The organism is Streptomyces montanisoli (genome assembly GCF_017813245.1).
Classification (GTDB): domain Bacteria; phylum Actinomycetota; class Actinomycetes; order Streptomycetales; family Streptomycetaceae; genus Streptomyces; species Streptomyces montanisoli.
Window position 1 is genome coordinate 18,904 of sequence record NZ_JAGIQL010000038.1, and the last position, 16,306, is coordinate 35,209.

At 72.4% G+C, this 16,306-nt stretch carries 16 protein-coding genes; 11 read left to right on the forward strand and 5 right to left on the reverse strand.

Annotated features, from left to right (window positions below):
* Positions 1 to 28 precede the first annotated feature (28 nt).
* From JFN87_RS12325 to JFN87_RS12340, 4 genes are all read left to right on the forward strand, one after another.
* On the forward strand, positions 29 to 1,063 hold the full coding sequence (locus JFN87_RS12325; RefSeq protein ID WP_307865415.1) for a LacI family DNA-binding transcriptional regulator: 1,035 nt from the start codon (positions 29 to 31) through the stop codon (positions 1,061 to 1,063).
* A gap of 129 nt (positions 1,064 to 1,192) precedes the next feature.
* Complete coding sequence (locus tag JFN87_RS12330) at positions 1,193 to 2,533, forward strand: extracellular solute-binding protein (RefSeq protein WP_245179292.1); 1,341 nt, start codon at positions 1,193 to 1,195, stop codon at positions 2,531 to 2,533.
* Between the two features lie 12 nt (positions 2,534 to 2,545).
* Entirely contained in the window at positions 2,546 to 3,505 is a 960-nt protein-coding gene (locus JFN87_RS12335) for a carbohydrate ABC transporter permease (RefSeq protein ID WP_209340046.1), read from the forward strand.
* Positions 3,506 to 3,517: 12 nt separating this feature from the next.
* Positions 3,518 to 4,390, forward strand: a complete 873-nt coding sequence (locus JFN87_RS12340) for a carbohydrate ABC transporter permease (protein ID WP_209340047.1) — start codon at positions 3,518 to 3,520, stop codon at positions 4,388 to 4,390.
* Between the two features lie 89 nt (positions 4,391 to 4,479).
* Here the strand turns inward: JFN87_RS12340 and JFN87_RS12345 are convergent, their stop codons facing one another.
* From JFN87_RS12345 to JFN87_RS12355, 3 genes are all read right to left on the reverse strand, one after another.
* Complete coding sequence (locus JFN87_RS12345; RefSeq protein WP_209340048.1) at positions 4,480 to 4,740, reverse strand: hypothetical protein; 261 nt, start codon at positions 4,738 to 4,740, stop codon at positions 4,480 to 4,482.
* Positions 4,737 to 5,438 (reverse strand): RNA polymerase sigma factor, encoded by a 702-nt coding sequence (locus JFN87_RS12350; RefSeq protein WP_209340049.1) that lies wholly within the window; start codon positions 5,436 to 5,438, stop codon positions 4,737 to 4,739. The genes JFN87_RS12345 and JFN87_RS12350 overlap by 4 nt, the downstream gene beginning before the upstream one ends.
* A gap of 71 nt (positions 5,439 to 5,509) precedes the next feature.
* Positions 5,510 to 6,883, reverse strand: a complete 1,374-nt coding sequence (locus JFN87_RS12355) for a hypothetical protein (protein ID WP_209340050.1) — start codon at positions 6,881 to 6,883, stop codon at positions 5,510 to 5,512.
* Between the two features lie 308 nt (positions 6,884 to 7,191).
* On the opposite strand from JFN87_RS12355, the gene JFN87_RS12360 reads away from it, so the two are divergent.
* The 6 genes from JFN87_RS12360 (at position 7,192) to JFN87_RS12385 (ending at position 12,321) form a co-directional block, all read left to right on the forward strand.
* On the forward strand, positions 7,192 to 8,478 hold the full coding sequence (locus tag JFN87_RS12360) for a molybdopterin-dependent oxidoreductase (RefSeq protein ID WP_209340051.1): 1,287 nt from the start codon (positions 7,192 to 7,194) through the stop codon (positions 8,476 to 8,478).
* Positions 8,475 to 9,044, forward strand: coding sequence for a hypothetical protein (locus tag JFN87_RS12365; protein WP_245179294.1), 570 nt, complete (start codon positions 8,475 to 8,477; stop codon positions 9,042 to 9,044). The genes JFN87_RS12360 and JFN87_RS12365 overlap by 4 nt, the downstream gene beginning before the upstream one ends.
* A gap of 1 nt (position 9,045) precedes the next feature.
* On the forward strand, positions 9,046 to 10,107 hold the full coding sequence (locus JFN87_RS12370) for an NAD-dependent epimerase/dehydratase family protein (protein ID WP_209340052.1): 1,062 nt from the start codon (positions 9,046 to 9,048) through the stop codon (positions 10,105 to 10,107).
* A 74-nt stretch (positions 10,108 to 10,181) separates the two neighbouring features.
* The gene (locus JFN87_RS12375) at positions 10,182 to 10,898 is read left to right on the forward strand and encodes a glycosyltransferase family 2 protein (RefSeq protein WP_209340072.1); all 717 of its coding nucleotides are present in this window, start codon (positions 10,182 to 10,184) and stop codon (positions 10,896 to 10,898) included.
* Between the two features lie 5 nt (positions 10,899 to 10,903).
* Positions 10,904 to 11,527, forward strand: coding sequence for a TIGR04282 family arsenosugar biosynthesis glycosyltransferase (locus JFN87_RS12380; protein WP_209340073.1), 624 nt, complete (start codon positions 10,904 to 10,906; stop codon positions 11,525 to 11,527).
* Positions 11,524 to 12,321, forward strand: coding sequence for a methyltransferase domain-containing protein (locus JFN87_RS12385; protein WP_209340053.1), 798 nt, complete (start codon positions 11,524 to 11,526; stop codon positions 12,319 to 12,321). The genes JFN87_RS12380 and JFN87_RS12385 overlap by 4 nt, the downstream gene beginning before the upstream one ends.
* A 39-nt stretch (positions 12,322 to 12,360) precedes the next feature.
* Here JFN87_RS12385 and JFN87_RS12390 read toward each other — a convergent pair whose 3' ends face one another.
* Positions 12,361 to 13,995, reverse strand: a complete 1,635-nt coding sequence (locus tag JFN87_RS12390) for an ABC-F family ATP-binding cassette domain-containing protein (protein ID WP_209340054.1) — start codon at positions 13,993 to 13,995, stop codon at positions 12,361 to 12,363.
* Positions 13,996 to 14,277: 282 nt separating this feature from the next.
* Positions 14,278 to 15,675 (reverse strand): MFS transporter, encoded by a 1,398-nt coding sequence (locus JFN87_RS12395; RefSeq protein WP_209340055.1) that lies wholly within the window; start codon positions 15,673 to 15,675, stop codon positions 14,278 to 14,280.
* Positions 15,676 to 15,836: 161 nt separating this feature from the next.
* Here JFN87_RS12395 and JFN87_RS12400 point away from each other — a divergent pair, with 161 nt between their 5' ends.
* Positions 15,837 to 16,298 (forward strand): RrF2 family transcriptional regulator, encoded by a 462-nt coding sequence (locus tag JFN87_RS12400; RefSeq protein WP_209340056.1) that lies wholly within the window; start codon positions 15,837 to 15,839, stop codon positions 16,296 to 16,298.
* Positions 16,299 to 16,306 lie beyond the last annotated feature (8 nt).

A 16,306-nucleotide genomic window follows, 5' to 3' on the forward strand; every position in this document is an offset into this window, starting at 1 on the left:
AGCCGACCCGACCGAAGGAGTTCCCCCGGTGGCCAGAGTGCGGATGCGGGACGTGGCCGAACACGCCGGCGTATCGGTGCGGACCGTGTCCAACGTGGTGAGCGGTTACCGGCACGTCAGCCCCCAGACGCGCGCGCGTGTGCAGCGCTCGCTGGACGAACTGGGCTACAAGATGGACTACCTCGCGCGCGGCCTGCGCTCGGGCCGCACCGGGTTCGTCGCGCTCGCCGTGCCGTTCCTCGCGGAGCCCTACTTCGCCGAGCTCGCCCAGGCGGTGATCAAGGCCGCGGCGCGCCGCGGCATCACGGTGCTCGTCGAGTCGACCGCGGGCGACCACGAGGCGGAGCGGCGCATCCTGGAGGGCGGGCTGACGAACGTCGCGGACGGTGTGCTGTTCAGCGCCATCACCGTACCGGCCGCCGACGTCACGGCCACCGCGCCGGACTTCCCGCTGGTCATGCTCGGCGAGCACGACGTCGGCGACCGCTTCCCGCGCGTCGGCATCGACAACGTCGCCGCCGCGCGCACCGTCGTGGAACACCTCGTCGCGCAGGGCTGCCGGCGCGTCGTGGCGCTCGGCAGGAACGGCAGCGAGAACGGGAGCCAGCGCGCCGAGGGCTACCGGCAGGCACTGTCCGCGGCCGGCGTGCGGCGGGTCAACTGGCTCGTCGAGCCCGTGGAGGACTGGAACAGGGCGCAGGGCTACGAGGCGGTGAGCCGGCTGCTCGAAGGCAGCGGCCCGCTGCCCGACGCGATCTTCGCCTTCAACGACGCCCTTGCCGTCGGGGCGCTGCGGGCGCTCGACGCGTCAGGGGTGCGCGTGCCCGACGAGATCGCGGTGGCCGGCATCGACGACGTACCGGAGTCGGCCTACACCCACCCGCCGCTCACGTCCATCGCCCCCGACCTGGACGCGATCGCGGAGCGCGCGCTCACGCTCCTCGACGAGCAGGGCCGGGTCAGCGACGGGCAGGACACCGCGCCGCGGTCCGCCCGGCGGGAGGCGACGCCGTTCCGTCTGGTCGTGCGCGAGTCCTCGCTGCGGCCGCCGCCGGCGCCCTGAGCGGCTGCCGCGAGCCGGCGCCGGGACTCGCCTCGGTGTCAGTTTGCGAACGGCTATTGCATCGATGAAAAGACTGTGTCAACGTCTGCGCCATCGAGTTCACATCGATGTAACGAGGTGCATACCCCCATGAGCGGAGCGATGACGCGCCGGCGCCTGCTGGCACTCGGTGGCGGCCTGGCCCTGACCGGAGGGCTGTCGGCCTGCGCGTCCCCGTTGGCCTCAGGCCTGACGGGCTCGCAGCCGAACACCGCTGATGTCATCTACTGGAACCTGTTCACCGGCGGCGACGGCGCCAACATGGTGCTGATGGAGAACGCCTTCAGGAAGCAGCACCCCGGTGTGACACTGGAGGCCACCGTTCTGGGCTGGGGCAACCCGTACTACACGAAACTGGCGCTGGCGACGGCGAGCGGCACACCACCGGACGTCGGGATCTCGCACCTGTCCCGGCTCCCGCTGCTCGCCGCGGCGAAACTGCTCGAACCGGTGGAGAACACCGGCGTCACGGACCTCGGCATCACACGCGACCGTTTCACGCCCGCCGCCTGGCAGAAGGCGACGGTCGACGGCACGGTGTACGCCGTCCCGCTCGACACCCACCCCTTCGTGCTCTACTACAACGTCGACCTGGCGAAGAAGGCCGGGCTGCTCAACGCCGCGGGCGACGGCCTGAAGCCGATGAAGGGCGCGCACGAGTTCGTCGACGCGGTCAAAGCGATGAAGGACGCGGGCGCCAAGTACGGCGCCGCGATGTCCATCACCGGCGACCCTGCCACCGCGTGGCGCTACTTCAGCATGATCTACCGCGGACTCGCGGGACCGGTCGTCACCGACTCGGGCACCCGGATCGACATCGACACGGACGCGATGCGGGAGACGTTCGCCTTCATGCAGAGCCTCACCGGACCCGGCCTCATGCCCAAGAGCCTCAACGGCTCGGGCGCGAACGTGCTGTTCTCCACGGGCAAGGCGGGGTTCCTGTTCGACGGCGAATGGCAGATACCGTCGTACCGGCTGGTCAAGGGCCTGCACTTCAATGTCGTGCCCTTCCCTGCGCTGCTCGGACCCAAGCCGGTCGCCTACGCCGACTCGCACGCCCTCGTCGTGCCGCGCAACGCGAACCGCTCGCCGGAGCGCACAGCGAACGCCGCCCGGTTCATCAAGAGCCTGCTCGACCACAGCGCGACCTGGGCGCAGGGCGGCCACGTGCCAGCCTGGCTGCCGGTCCAGCGCAGCAAGGCGTTCCTTGACCAGTCCCCGCAACGCAACTACGTCCAGGCCGCCTTCAACGCGCAGTACGACCCGGTCGCCTGGTACACGGGCGCCGGCTCGGACTTCCAGAACACCGTGGGCGGGACGATCATCGAGGTCCTCGCCGGGAGGCTCGGCCCCAGGAGCGCCGTCGCCGCCATGCGTACCGACCTGAAGCGCTACACCACGGCCCGACCGCCGGTCACGATGAAGTAGGAGTCTGCCACCATGACGACCGTCGCCTCGACGCGACCGGCACACCCGATGGCGCCCGTACACACGGTGGGGCAGCGACCGCGCCGCTCGGGCCGCCGGGCCGGCGTGCTGTTCAGCACCCCGTTCCTGATCATCTACCTGCTCTTCCTCGTCGGCCCGCTGCTCATGGGCATCGTCCTGAGCTTCTTCAACACCACCACCGTCAAGGACGGCCTCGGCGGCTGGGTGGGAGTGTCGAACTACGCGAAGGTGCTGGGGGACTCCCTCTTCTGGGACGCCATGTGGCACTCCGTGCTGTTCACACTGATCACCACACCACTCCTGGTGGGGCTCGCGCTGCTGTTCGCCATCCTCGCGTCCCGCATCCGGCGCGGCCGGGTCTTCTACCGGCTGGCGTTCTTCGCCCCGTACGTGGTGCCCTCCTCGGTGGTCGCGCTGATCTTCCTGTGGATGTACACCCCCGAAGTCGGCCTGATACCCAAGCTGTTCAGCGCCGTCGGCCTGACGGCGCCCGACTTCATCGGCTCCACGTCGGGCGGCTGGACCGCCGTCATCCTCATGACGCTGTGGTGGACGTTCGGCTTCAACTTCGTCCTCTACACCGCCGCCATCCAGGACGTCCCGCCGGACGTCTACGAGGCCGCCGCCATCGACGGGGCGAGCCCCTGGCAGCAGATCCGGCTGATCACCGTGCCGCTCCTCAACCCGACCACCAGCCTCGTGCTGATCCTGCAGATCCTGGCGTCCCTGAAGGTGTTCGACCAGATCTACCTGCTGCTCGGCGGCGGTCCCAACCAGTCGACCCGGCCCGTCATCGAGTACATCTACGACACCGGCTTCACGTCCTACAGGGGCGGCTACGGCGCAGCCGCCACCATGGTCTATTTCGTCATCATCGTCGCGGTCTCGGCAGCCTGGTACGGGCTGCGCCGGTTGCGCGCGACCGGTACCGCGGCCCGCGCCGCGGCCTGAGCGGAGGACACCTTGAGCACCATCACCCAGCCGAGGCGCACCCCGGCCGGAGGGTCGGCCACCGTGAACGGGGCGAAACTCTTCAACCGGCTCTGCGCCGTGTGCCTCACGCTCTTCGCCCTGATCTGGTTCGTCCCGTTCGCGTGGGCGATCATCACCTCGCTGAGGCAGGACGGCTCGATCACGCAGGCGCCGATGTCGCCGTTCGCCGGCGGCTGGTCCCTGCACGCCTACAGCTTCGCCTGGCACAACTACCCGATCGGCTACTGGTACCTCAACAGCCTGGTCATCGCCGCCCTCGCGGTCGTCTTCACCGTTGCCTTCTGCTCGATGGCGGGCTTCGCCCTGGCCTTCCTGCGCTTCCCCGGCAGGAACGTGGTCATCGCGCTCGTCACCGCCGGCCTCATGCTGCCCACCGAGGCGCTGGTGCTGCCGCAGTTCATCGAGTACCGGTCGCTGCACCTGCTCGGCACCTACTGGGCCCTCGTCCTGCCGTCGGTCGCCGCCCCGGTGTCGGTCTTCATCTTCCAGGCGTTCTTCAAGGGCATCCCCACCCCGCTGATCGAGGCGGCGCGCATCGACGGGGCGAGCTGGTGGCGCGTCTACTGGACGGTCTGCATGCCGATCTGCCGCCCGGCCGTCTCCACGGTGTCGATCCTCACGTTCATCAGCTCATGGAACGCCTTCCTGTGGCCGCTGCTGGTGCTGAACCAGACCAAGTCCCAGACGATCCCGGTGGGCCTGTCGTCGCTGGTGAGCAACACCAACATCCAGTACGCGGAGGTCATGGCCTCGTCCGTGCTCGGGTTCCTGCCGCTGATAGCGGTGTTCCTGGTCTTCCAGCGGCGGATCGTGCAGGGCGTGGCGACCACCGGCATCAAGTGACGACCGGCATCGAGTGACGACCGGCATCGAGTGAACGCCGCAGGGCGGCGCCCCGCCTGCCGCGGGGCGCCGCCCTCCACGTACGTGTGTCACGGTGCGGACCCGGGGCCGTCGGGCCACGGGTCCTGTGACACCGCCGCGAGCAGCCCGTCGAACTCGTCCGAGCACGGCCCGCACGCGCGCAGGTGGGCGACGACCCCGGCGAACCTCGCGGTGTCCGCGCCCGCCGCCACGTAATCCACGTACACGTGCAGGACCTCCATGGCACCCGCGCAGCCCACGTCGCGCGGGTCCGTGGCGAGGAACGCGCTCAGCCGCCCGGCGGGGGAGCGGTCGCCTGTGTCAGTCATCGTCGCCCCCGGGCGCTCGCGTCCAGATGGCCCTGCGCCTCGAGCCGGGCCCGCAGCTTGCGCCGCGCGTCGAACATCGTCTTGTAGATCGCGTTGCGGTTCGTGTCCAGCTCCGCCACGAGCGCTTCGAGCGGCACGGCGTCCAGCACCAGCGCCACGAACACCCTGCGCTGGTGCGGGGTGAGCACCTCGTCCACGGCCCTGCGCAGCGCGTCGGTCAGCTCGCGGGCCTCGGACTCGCGCTGCGGATCCATGCCCAGCCGGTCCGGCAACTGCTCCCAGCCCCCGGCGTCGAGCGGCACGCCCTCCGTGCGCCAGAAGTGGCGGCCGAGCTTGGTCGACACCTCGAACACCACGAACTTGTAGGCCCACGTCGTGAAGCGGCTCTCGCCCCGGAAACCGCCGATCTTCCGCGTGATGGCGAGCAGCGCGTCGCCGGCCGCCTGGTGCGCGAGATCGTCCAGTTCGGGGCCCGTGATGCGGTGGCGGCCGCGTCTGCGGTGCAGTTCCTTGAACGCGATGCGCAGCAGTTGCCCGTGCAGCCGCGTGCACGCCCGCACGTGCCGTTCGCCGGTGGACGAGAGCGCGTCGAGCCACTCGCGGGAGTCGGGATCGAGGCCGTGCGGCGGCTGCCCGGAGTCCGCGCGGGGGCGCGCGGGCACGGGCTCACCGTGCTCATCGGTGTCCGCGGGAGCCATGCACCTCATCCTTACCGTGCGGGAACGTGGAGAAACCCTGGACAGCGGTCCCGGGGCCTGCGGGCGTCGCGTCACCATCCCGTCAGCAGCAGGTGGTTGATCAGCAGCGCCGCGCACGCCTGCGCGGCCAGCCATCCGCGGTGGTCGCCCCGTGGCAGCAGAGCCGCCGACGCCGGCAGCCACAACGTGAACGGCAGCCAGATCCGCTCGGTCTCCGCCTTGCTCATGCCCGACAGGTCGGCCGCCACGATGGCCAGCAGGAACGCGCAGCAGAGCAGGACGAGCCCGCGGTGGCGTCGCAGCGGAAAGCGCAGGACGCGGCCCATCCCCGCCACCGACGCGAGCCCCGCGGACGCGACCGCCGTGGCCAGGTCGCCGAACAGCCAGTAGGAGTAGGGCCGTACGCCGCCGAGCCCCTGGTCGTACCGCTCGACCAGCAGCGGATAGGCGTCCCACCAGCGAAAGCCGAGCACGGCGAACACCGCCACCACCGCGGCCACCGCGCCGAGTACGTACGGCAGGGGCCGCAGGTTGCGGGCGGCGAGCAGCACCGCGAGGCCGGGCAGGGCGATCAGCGTGAGCCCGTACGACACGTGGACCGCGAGCCCGAAGAGGAGACCGCTGCCGAGCGCCGCGGCCACCGGGGCGCGCACGCGCCGGGTGGCGGCGAGCGCCAGAAGGGCGAGCGCCCAGGCGGCGACACACGCGAAGTACCCGTCGGCGGACGCGCCCACCCAGATGGCACCGGGCGTCAGGACGAGGAACGGCGCCGCACGCCGGGCCGTGGACTCCGAACACAGACAGCGCAGCGTGACCAGGGCGGCGACGGCCACGGACGTGCCTGCCACGATGCAGAACACGCCGGCCCAGGCCCCGCCGCCGAGCCCCAGGCGGTCCAGCAGGACGAAGGTCAGCACGGCGCCCGGCGGATGGCCCGCCACATGCGCGGGCCAGTAGCCGGGGTGGCCGCCGACGATGTGCTGCGAGAACGTCTGCAGGGTCGGCAGGATGTCGTGGAAGCGAGGCACCGCGGGCACGTACTCGTGACGTGTAGTGAGGCGCCCCGCGATCCCGCGCTGCCACCCGTCGATCAGGGCGAGCGAGAACGTCCACACCAGAGCGGCGGCCCACGCGGACGCGAGCAGCGCGCGCCAGGGGAGCCGCGCCGCGACCGCGGGCCCGTACGCGACGAGCAGCACCGCGGCCGCCACGGCCGCGGGCGTCCCCGGGCCGACGTGCGGCATCCAGTGGGCCAGCAGGGGCGGCCAGGACGTGCCCAGGGTGCCGTCGGCCCGCTGGATGAAACCGCCCACGACGGCGGTGGCCGCGAAGAGTACGAGCGCCGCCACCACCGGGACGAGATCGCGGCTTCTCGCGATCGGCCTTTCCCCCCCTTCGCTGCTGGTGGGGCTGCCTGCTGGACGGCGCGAGGAGGAAACGGTCACGGGCGTCACTCTAATACTTCCGGGCCGTCACACTTTCGTAAGGAATGGCGGAGGAATACCCGAGCCGCCTCGTGTTCAGGCTGATGACATGGAATACGTGCACCGCGTAGGGATCTCCCATCAGTTGGCGGCCATGGGGCGCCGATTCTTACCCGGCGCCGCGAAGGTTCCCGGTACGCGGCGCTGACCTGCGCGTTCAATGAAGGGGGGAAGTTTCGCCGGTACTCCGGACGCTTCCTGGTCGGTCATTGTTTCGTCATCCGCCGAACGCGCGGAAGCCCTGCTCACGTGGTCTAGAGTCCCGCACCATGAAAGTCTCCCGTCGCCTTCCGGAAAGCCCCTGGCGCAGCCCCCTGCGAGGACCCTGGCTGACATCCGTTTTCGGGGTGGTGCTGCTCGTCGGTATCCCGGTGCTCTTCGTCACGGGACTGCTCTCGTACGCGGCGTACAACCCCGACCTGGCGATGATCAATGACAAGACGCCGGACAAGGGCCTGCTGGGCTTCTACCTCTTTTCCTGGCCCACGCACCCCTACTGGCTGTACCGGGTGACGCAGGGCGTGCACGTGACACTCGGCATCGTCCTGGTGCCCGTGCTGCTGGCGAAGCTCTGGTCCGTCGTGCCCAAGCTGTTCGTCCTGCCTCCCGTGCGCTCGCTCGGCCACGCGCTGGACCGCGTCTCCCTGCTCCTGCTGGTGGGCGGCGGGCTGTTCGAGTTCGTCACCGGCGTGCTCAACGTACAGCTCGACTACCTGTTCCCCGGGTCCTTCTACCCCCTCCACTTCTACGGGGCATGGGTGTTCACGGGCGCGGTGCTCGCGCACGTCGTCATCCGGCTGCCCCGCACCGTGCGGGCGCTGCGCAGCCGGGACTTCCGCGCCGAACTGCGCACGAACACCGCGCACACGCGCCCGGAGCCGCGCGACGAGACCGGGCTCGTGGCCGCCGAACCCGCGGCCCCCACCACGTCGAGGCGCGGTGCGCTCGGCATGGTCGGCCTGGGCTCGCTCGCCCTGCTCGTCGTGACGGCGGGGCAGTCCATCGGCGGCCCGCTGCGGCGCACCGCTCTCCTGGCGCCGCACGGCAGCCCGGTGGGGGACGGGCCGAACGGCTTCCAGGTGAACAAGGGCTACCGGGCCGTGAACATCCGCCCGAAGGACGTCGGTGAGGACTGGCGCCTCGTCGTCAAAGGCCGCGGGGGGCGGGTGCCCCTGTCCCTCGACGAGGTGCGGCGCCTCGCCCAGCACGGTTCGGCGCTGCCCATCGCCTGCGTGGAGGGCTGGTCGACGGGGAACCAGCACTGGGAAGGCGTGAGGCTGATCGATCTGGCGAGGATGGTGGGGCATACGGATGACGCGCCGGACGTGTTCGTGGAATCGGCCCAGCTGACCGGCTCTTTCCGCGCCGTCGCCCTGCGCGGCAACCAGGTGCGCGACCCCAGGTCCCTGCTCGCGCTGAGGGTCAACGGCGCGGAGCTGTCGCACGACCACGGCTACCCGGCCCGGGTCATCGTCCCAGGGGCCCCCGGTGTGATGAACACCAAGTGGGTACGCCAACTGACATTCGGAGTGACGACGTTCGGAGCGCAGGCATGACGCCGCAGGACCAGGACACACCACCCGGACCACCGGCCGGCGCGCGCTCGGGAGCGTGGCGGCCGGGAGCGTGGCGGCCGGGCGACCGGTTCCGCAGGCTCTACGGCGAAGAGCCGCTCCACCTGCTCATCCTCATCGTCTCGTTCGCCGTGTGCGGCTACGCGGCCGTCCGCTGGCTGTCCGACGACTGGCTCTCCATCGCCGTCTGGTTCGTCGGGGCGGCCGTGCTGCACGACCTCGTCCTCGTACCGCTGTACGCGGGCACGGACTGGATCCTGCACCGCGTCGGCGGCGGCCGCGGCCGGACAGCGGACGACCCGCCGCGCACCGCGGTGAACCACATCCGCGTCCCGGCCTTCGTGTCGCTGCTGCTCCTCCTCGTCTACTGGCCCCTCGTCTTCAGGAACTCCCCCCACTACTCCGTGTCGACGCACCTGTCCGACGCGGTCTTCCTGAGACGCTGGCTGCTGATCACCGCCGTCCTGTTCGGTGCGTCCGCCGTCTGGTACGCCGTCGGCCGGTACCGGACGCGTCCGCGAGAACGAACCACGCCGAAGGAGCGCTGACATGCGCGTACTGCTCACCGGCGGAGCCGGTTTCATCGGCTCGCACATCACGGAGGCCCTGCTGGCGCGGGGGGACGACGTCGTCGTCCTCGACGCGCTGCTGCCCTCGGCTCACCCCGTCCCCCACACCCCGCACCCCGGCGTCAGCTGGATCCACGGCGACGTACGGGACACGGCCGCGGTGTCCGGCGCGCTGCGCGGTGTGGACGTGGTGTGCCACCAGGCCGCCATGGTCGGTCTCGGCAAGGACTTCGCCGACGCCCCCGCCTACGTCGGCTGCAACGAACTGGGCACCGCCACCCTGCTGGCGGCCATGGCCGAAAGTCCCGTCCGGGACCTCGTGCTGGCGGGCTCCATGGTGGTGTACGGCGAGGGCCGCTACGACTGCGCGCGCCACGGCCGCGTCACACCGGGCCCGCGCGCCGAAAGCGACCTGGCCGCCGGGGCGTTCGAGCCGCGCTGCCCGCGGTGCGGCGACGCCCTGGCCCCCGGCCTCGTCGGCGAGGACGCGCCCACCGACCCGCGCAACGTGTACGCGGCGGGCAAACTCGCCCAGGAGCACCTCGCCGCCGCGTGGGCGCGCGCCACCGGCGGCAGAGCGGTGTCGTTGCGCTACCACAACGTCTACGGCCCCGGAATGCCACGCGACACGCCGTACGCGGGCGTCGCGTCGTTCTTCCGCTCGTCGCTCGCCAGGGGCGAGGCCCCGACGGTCTTCGAGGACGGCGGGCAGCGGCGCGACTTCGTCCACGTACGGGACATCGCCGCCGCCAACGTCCTCGCCATGACGGCCCTGACGCACCGTGAACCCGGCTCCTTCCGCGCCTACAACGCCGGCAGCGGAACGCCGCACACCGTCGGCGAGATGGCCCGGGCACTCGCCGAGGCGTGCGACGGCCCGGCCCCCGTCGTGACGGGCGAGTACCGGCTCGGGGACGTACGCCACATCACGGCCTCCTCCAAGCGGCTGCGCGACGAGCTCGGCTGGCGGCCGGACATCCCGTTCGAGGCGGGTGTGCGCGAGTTCGCGCACGCCCCGCAACGCGCGGTCGCCCTGAACTGACGGCGCCACACCAGCACACACCGGTGACCGAGCCCCCGGCACCGGACGTCCCCTTCCCACCGCACCCCACATCGATGGACGTGACCGCTTTGACCGCCACGACCGCAGACGTCGTACTTCCGTGCCTCGACGAGGCCCGCGCCCTGCCCTGGGTGCTCGAACGCATCCCACGGGGATGGCGGGCCATCGTCGTCGACAACGGCTCGACCGACGGATCCGCCGAACTCGCCGCGCGGCTCGGCGCCACGGTCGTCCACGAGCCCACGCGCGGCTTCGGCGCCGCCTGCCACACGGGCCTGCTCGCCGCAGAAGCCGAGTACGTCTGCTTCTGCGACTGCGACGCCTCCCTCGACCCCGGACTGCTCACCGGGTTCGTCGGGCGGCTCGCACAGGACCGTGCAGACCTCGTCCTCGGGCGACGCAGGCCCGGCAGGGCCGGCGTGTGGCCGGCCCACGCGCGCGTGGGCAATCTCGCCCTGGCCCGCATGACACGCACCAGGACAGGGCTGTCCCTGCACGACCTCGGCCCGCTGCGGGCGGCGCGCAGGCAGGCCCTGCTCGGCCTCGGACTGAACGACCGGCGCAGCGGCTATCCGCTGGAGATGGTGGTGAAGGCAGCCGACGCCGGATGGCGCGTCGAGGAGCACGACGTCCCCTACCTGCCCAGGCAGGGAAAGTCGAAGGTCACCGGCACCTGGCGCGGCACCTGGCACGCCGTGCGCGACATGCGCGGCGTCCTCGCCGCACCGCCGGCGCCCATGGCCGCCGAGCGGAAGGCGGACGCCAGGTGACGACGCTGCTCGTGATCGCCAAGGAACCCGTGCCCGGCCGGGTCAAGACGCGCCTCACCCCGCACTACACACCCGGCGAGGCCGCGAGGCTGGCCGAGGCGTCGCTCGCCGACACCCTGCGCACGGCACTCGCCGCACCCGCGACCCGCAGGGTCCTCGTCCTCGACGGCGCGCCAGGGCCCTGGCTGCCGGCGGGTGTCGAGGTGGTACCCCAGGCCGCGGGAGGGCTCGACCGGCGGATCGCCGCGGCCTTCGGGCTGTGCGAAGGGCCGGCGGTGCTCATCGGCATGGACACCCCCCAGGTCACCGCGGACCTGCTGGCGCCGGCGCTCGACGCGGCGGCTTGGGACGCGCGCACCGCGTGGTTCGGCCCGGCGGCGGACGGCGGCTTCTGGTGCCTGGGCCTCGCGGACCCCGACCCGGCGCTCCTCGTCGGCGTGCCGATGTCGACGCCCGAGACCGGGGCACGCCAGCGTGAACGGCTCGTCGCCGCGGGGCTCGACGTCCGGGACCTCCCGGTGCTGCGGGACGTGGACACCGCCGAGGACGCGCGCCTCGCCGCCGCCGAAGCGCCGGACGGCCGGTTCGCCGCACTCGTGCGCGAGCTGGCCCCGGCTGGTGCCCGATGAACCGCGTACCGGCCGCCGTGGTCCCCGCCGCCCACGGCTCGTGGACGCGGGAGCCGGCGGGGTGGCGGGCGGACCCGTACACCGCGGCCCTGACCACCGGTCAGGGCCCCCTCTACCTGCGCAGCAGGGAAGGCGGTGTGGTGCCGCTCGGCGTGGAGCGGTGGTGCGCGGCGCCCGACGCGGCCGACCGCACGGTCATCGCACGGTGCGAGGGCACGGTGCTCGACATCGGCTGCGGTCCTGGCAGGTTCGTCACCGCTCTCGCCCTCGCGGGGTACCGGACACTCGGCATCGACGTCAGCACCGCGGCGGTGCATCGCACCGTACGCCACGGCGGCGCGGCGCTCGTGCGGTCGGTGTTCGAGCCGCTGCCGCGTGAGGGCTGGTGGAACACCGCGCTCCTCGTCGACGGCAACATCGGCATCGGCGGCGACCCGGATGCGCTCCTCACCCGCACGGCGGACGTGGTCGCGCCCGGCGGGCTGCTGATCGCCGAGGTCGCCGACGGGGACGTCGACGAGCGTCTCGACGTATGTGTCGACGACGGACGATCGGACCACACCCACGGCGGCCACGGGCCCGCGGGCCAGGGCCGTGCCCGGGCGGACGACGGCGGGTTCTTCCCGTGGGCCCGCCTGGGCGCTCGCGCCCTGGTGCGCCACGCGCGCGCCACGGGCCGGTGGTCGCGGCAGGCCGCGTGGGAGCTGGAGGGGCGGACCTTCGTGGCACTGCGCCGGAAGCGTGAGCGTCCCGCGCCCAGCCTGCCGGGGCCCGTGCCGCCGCCGTCCGGGTGACGTACGGCCCCACGCCCCACCGGCCGGCCCGCCGGACGCTCACATCCCGGGCGCCCCGGTCTCCGTCAGCTCACCGCCGTCCAGCCGCAGGCGCCGGTCGGCACCGATCCCCGCGAGGAACCTCTCGTCGTGGCTGACCACCACGAACGCCCCCTGGTACGAGACGAGCGCGCCCTCCAGCTGGGCGGTGGAGACCAGGTCGAGGTTGTTGGTCGGCTCGTCGAGGAGCAGCAGGTGCGGCGCCGGCTCCGCGCACAGCACGCAGGCCAGCGTCGCGCGCAGCCGCTCGCCCCCTGACAGCACCTCCACCGGGAGATGGGCCCGCGGACCCCGGAAGAGGAAGCGGGCCAGCAGGTTCATCCGGTCCGCGTCCGTGCGGTGGGGAGCGAAGGCGGCGAAGTTCTCGGCCACGGTACGGCCCTCTTCCAGCAGGTCGAGCCGTTGGGAGAGGTACGCGACCCCGCCCTCTGCCCGCCTGGTGCTGCCGCCGTCAGGCTCGATGTCGCCGCCGATCAGGCGCAGCAGTGTGCTCTTGCCCGCGCCGTTGGGTCCGGTCAGCGCGATGCGCTCGGGCCCCCTGACCGTCAGGTCGATGCCCCCGCCCGCGAACAGGGGCTGACCGCCGCGGCGGACCTGCATCCGCTCGCCGAGGAAGAGCGTCCGTCCCGCGGGGACCCCGGTGTCCGGCAGGTCGAGCGTGATGCGCTGATCGTCGCGCAGGGCGCGCCCTGCCTCGTCAAGACGCGCCTTGGCCTCGCCGACCCGCGCGGCGTGTGTCTGCCCCGAACGTCCGGCGGACTCCTGCGCGCCCCGCTTCATGTTCCCGGCGAAGATGCGCGGCAGGCCGGCGCTCTTCAGGTTGCGGGCGGCGTTGCTCGCACGGCGCTCGGCGCGCTCGCGTGCCTGCTGCATCTCGCGCTTCTCGCGCTTCAGCTCCTGCTCGGCGTTGCGCACGTTCTTCTCCGAGACCTCGCGCTCGGACCGCACGGCTTCCTCGTACTGCGTGAAGTCGCCTCCGTAGAAACGCAGTTCGCCCCGATCGAGCTCGGCGATGCGCTCCATGCGGTCGAGCAGCGCGCGGTCGTGGCTGACGAGCAGCAGGCAGCCTCCGAAGTCCTCGAGCGCGCCGTAGAGCCGCAGGCGGGCATCGAGGTCGAGGTTGTTGGTCGGCTCGTCGAGGAGCAGCACGTCGGGGCGTTTCAGCAGCTGGGCCGCGAGGCCGAGCGACACGACCTGGCCGCCGCTGAGCGTGTCGAGACCGCGGTCGAACGCGAGGAAGCCGAGCCCGAGCCGGTCGAGCTGGGCGCGTGTGCGCTCCTCGATGTCCCAGTCGTCGCCGATGGCCGTGAAGTGCTCCTCGCCGACGTCGCCCGACTCGACGGCGTCCAGCGCCCGGATCACCGGGGCCACCCCCAGGACGTCGGCCACCGTGAGAGCGCCGGCCAGGGGAAGGGTCTGCGGGAGGTGGCCGAGGGTGCCGGTCACGGACACGGATCCGGCGCTGGGCGCGAGTTCGCCGGCGATCAGCTTGAGCAGCGTGCTCTTGCCCGAGCCGTTGGGTGCGACCAGGCCGGTGCGCCCGCCTCCCACGGCGAAGGACAGGTCACGGAAGACAGGGGTGTCGTCGGGCCAGGAGAAGGACAGGTTCGAGCACACGACGGAAGCGTCGGACATGGGAAGAGACCTCGTACGCGATGCGGACGGCGGGGGAAGCGCCGCCCGGACATGGTGGGAAAGGGGACGTCGAAACGGCCGCGACAGCGGCACCCCTGGGCACCGGCCGGCGGCCTGTCAGCTCCGGGTATCACCCGGAGATGTCGTCGTCACCCACCATGTCTGCTCTCCTCGATACGGGACCGGCCGTTTCGGATCGACTCCCGGCCGGTCGGCGCGGTCCCCGATTTTATCAGCATCGGCCCTGCGTGCCCGGGATTTTTCCGCACCGTGCCTGTCCCGTCAGCTGTCCTCCCGGGTGGACCCGCCGGCCTTCAGGGGCATCCGCCCGGCCGGCACCACGCACAGAGCGCACACCGCGGCCGCGATGGCGAACGCGAGTACCCACGAGCCGGTGCCCCTGCCGGTGAGCACCAGGATGCCCGCGCTGACCTGGCTTCCCAGTCCGCCACCGACCCGCCGCACCGTGCTGTTGACGGCCGTGGCCACGGCCGCGTGCTCCTCGTCGGCGCCGAGCGATGCCAGGGTGCTGGTGGCGCTGATGGCGAGCCCCGCACCGCATCCGAGGACGAACCCGGCCGCCAGGAACACGGGGACGCTGTCACGGCCGAGCGTCGCGAAGCCCGCCGACCCCAGGGCCAGCGCCGCCATCCCCGCGGCGAGGGGCCTGCGAGTCGTGCCCCGTCCCCTGATCCGGGTGGCGAAGGCGCTCGCGAGCAGCTGCCCCACCGCGGCGGGCAGCAGGAAGAGACCCACGACCGCCGTGCCGGCGGCGAACCCGTGGGTGGGGTCCTGGACGAACTGCGGCACCAGGTAGTAGACGCCGAACAGTGCGTAGCCGACGCCCACGGTGATCGCGTTCGTCCACTTCTCGGTGGGTGAGCGCAGCGTCCACAGGTCGACCAGCGGTGCCGGCGCCCGGCGCTCGTGGCGCAGCCACGCCACGCCGGCGAGGAAGGACACGGCCAAGAGCCCTCCCGGCACGGCCCAGCCCGCGCCCGACTGCTGCGGTGCCAGGGTGAGCGCGACCAGGAGGAGGGCGAGGCAGGCGCCGAGCAGCCCCGCGCCCCGCAGGTCCACGGCGCCGGACGAGGGCCCCGGGCGGCTCGGCACCCACCGCACGACCAGGGGCAGCGCCAGCGCGACCATCGCCGCGCCCACCGCGAAGACCAGCCGCCACGAGACGGCGGAACTCAGCGCCCCCGACGTGGCGAAGCCCAGCGCCGTGCCGATTCCGAACGCGGCGGTCAGCGTGCCGGTGGCGCCGCCCACCCGCTCCTTGGGCAGCTCCTCGCGGGCGATGGAGAGGGAGAGCGGGAACACCGCCCCGCCCACGCCCTGCAGGGCACGGAAGACGATCAGGACCGCGGCGTTCGGCGCGCAGGCGGCGCCGACGGAGCCGGCGAGGAAGACGACGAGCCCGAGCAGCAGCATCCGCCGCCTGCCGCGCCGGTCGGCCAGCCTGCCGAGCAGGGGCGTGGACACCGTCGCGACGAGGAGGTAACCGCTCAGCAGCCAGGCACCCCACGTCTGCGAGAGGTGCACGGCCTTCTCGATGTCCGGGATGACGGGCACCACGGCCGTCTGCTGGTAGGCGAACGAGATGTCGGCGACGGCGAGCGCCACGACGGTGCCCCGGGCGTGAGCCGCCGCGTGGGCCGTCCGCTCCGTGCCTGCCATCCGAGCCGTCCACCTCCGGTCTGTCCTCCGCGGATCGCGGATCGGCGGATCGCGGGTCCGCCGATCGCGCCAGCGCCCCAGTGCCCTTGACCGCTTGTGCCCAAACCGGCGCTCGACGGCAAGCACGCGGATGGACGCCGGCGCGGCATAGGGTGGGGCGTATGCGCCTGATGAAGTCCACGGATCTCGCACTGCGGCTGCTCATGCGCCTCGCCGTGCGGTCCGCCGCGGACACACCGCCTACCACACGCGACGTGGCGGCGACCTTGGGCGCGGCCTACACGCACATGGCCAAAGTGGTCGCGCGGCTGCAGCACCTCGGGCTCGTGGAGGCGCGGCGCGGCCGTGGCGGCGGTCTGGTGCTGACCGTGGCGGGACGGTCGGCCACCGTGGGGGCGGTCGTGCGCGCCTTCGAGGGCTCCGGCGACCTCGCGGACTGCACGGGTGGCGACGTGTCCTGCCCGCTCAACTCGGCCTGCCGGCTGCGCGGCGCGCTGCTGGCCGCGCAGGAGGAGTTCTACGCGTCGCTGGACCGCGTCTCCCTCACGGACATCGTGGCCGCGCCCACCGGCCCGCTGCTGCTCGCGATCACCGGGCGCCCCGTCGGCGCCGACTGCGGGTAGGACAACGG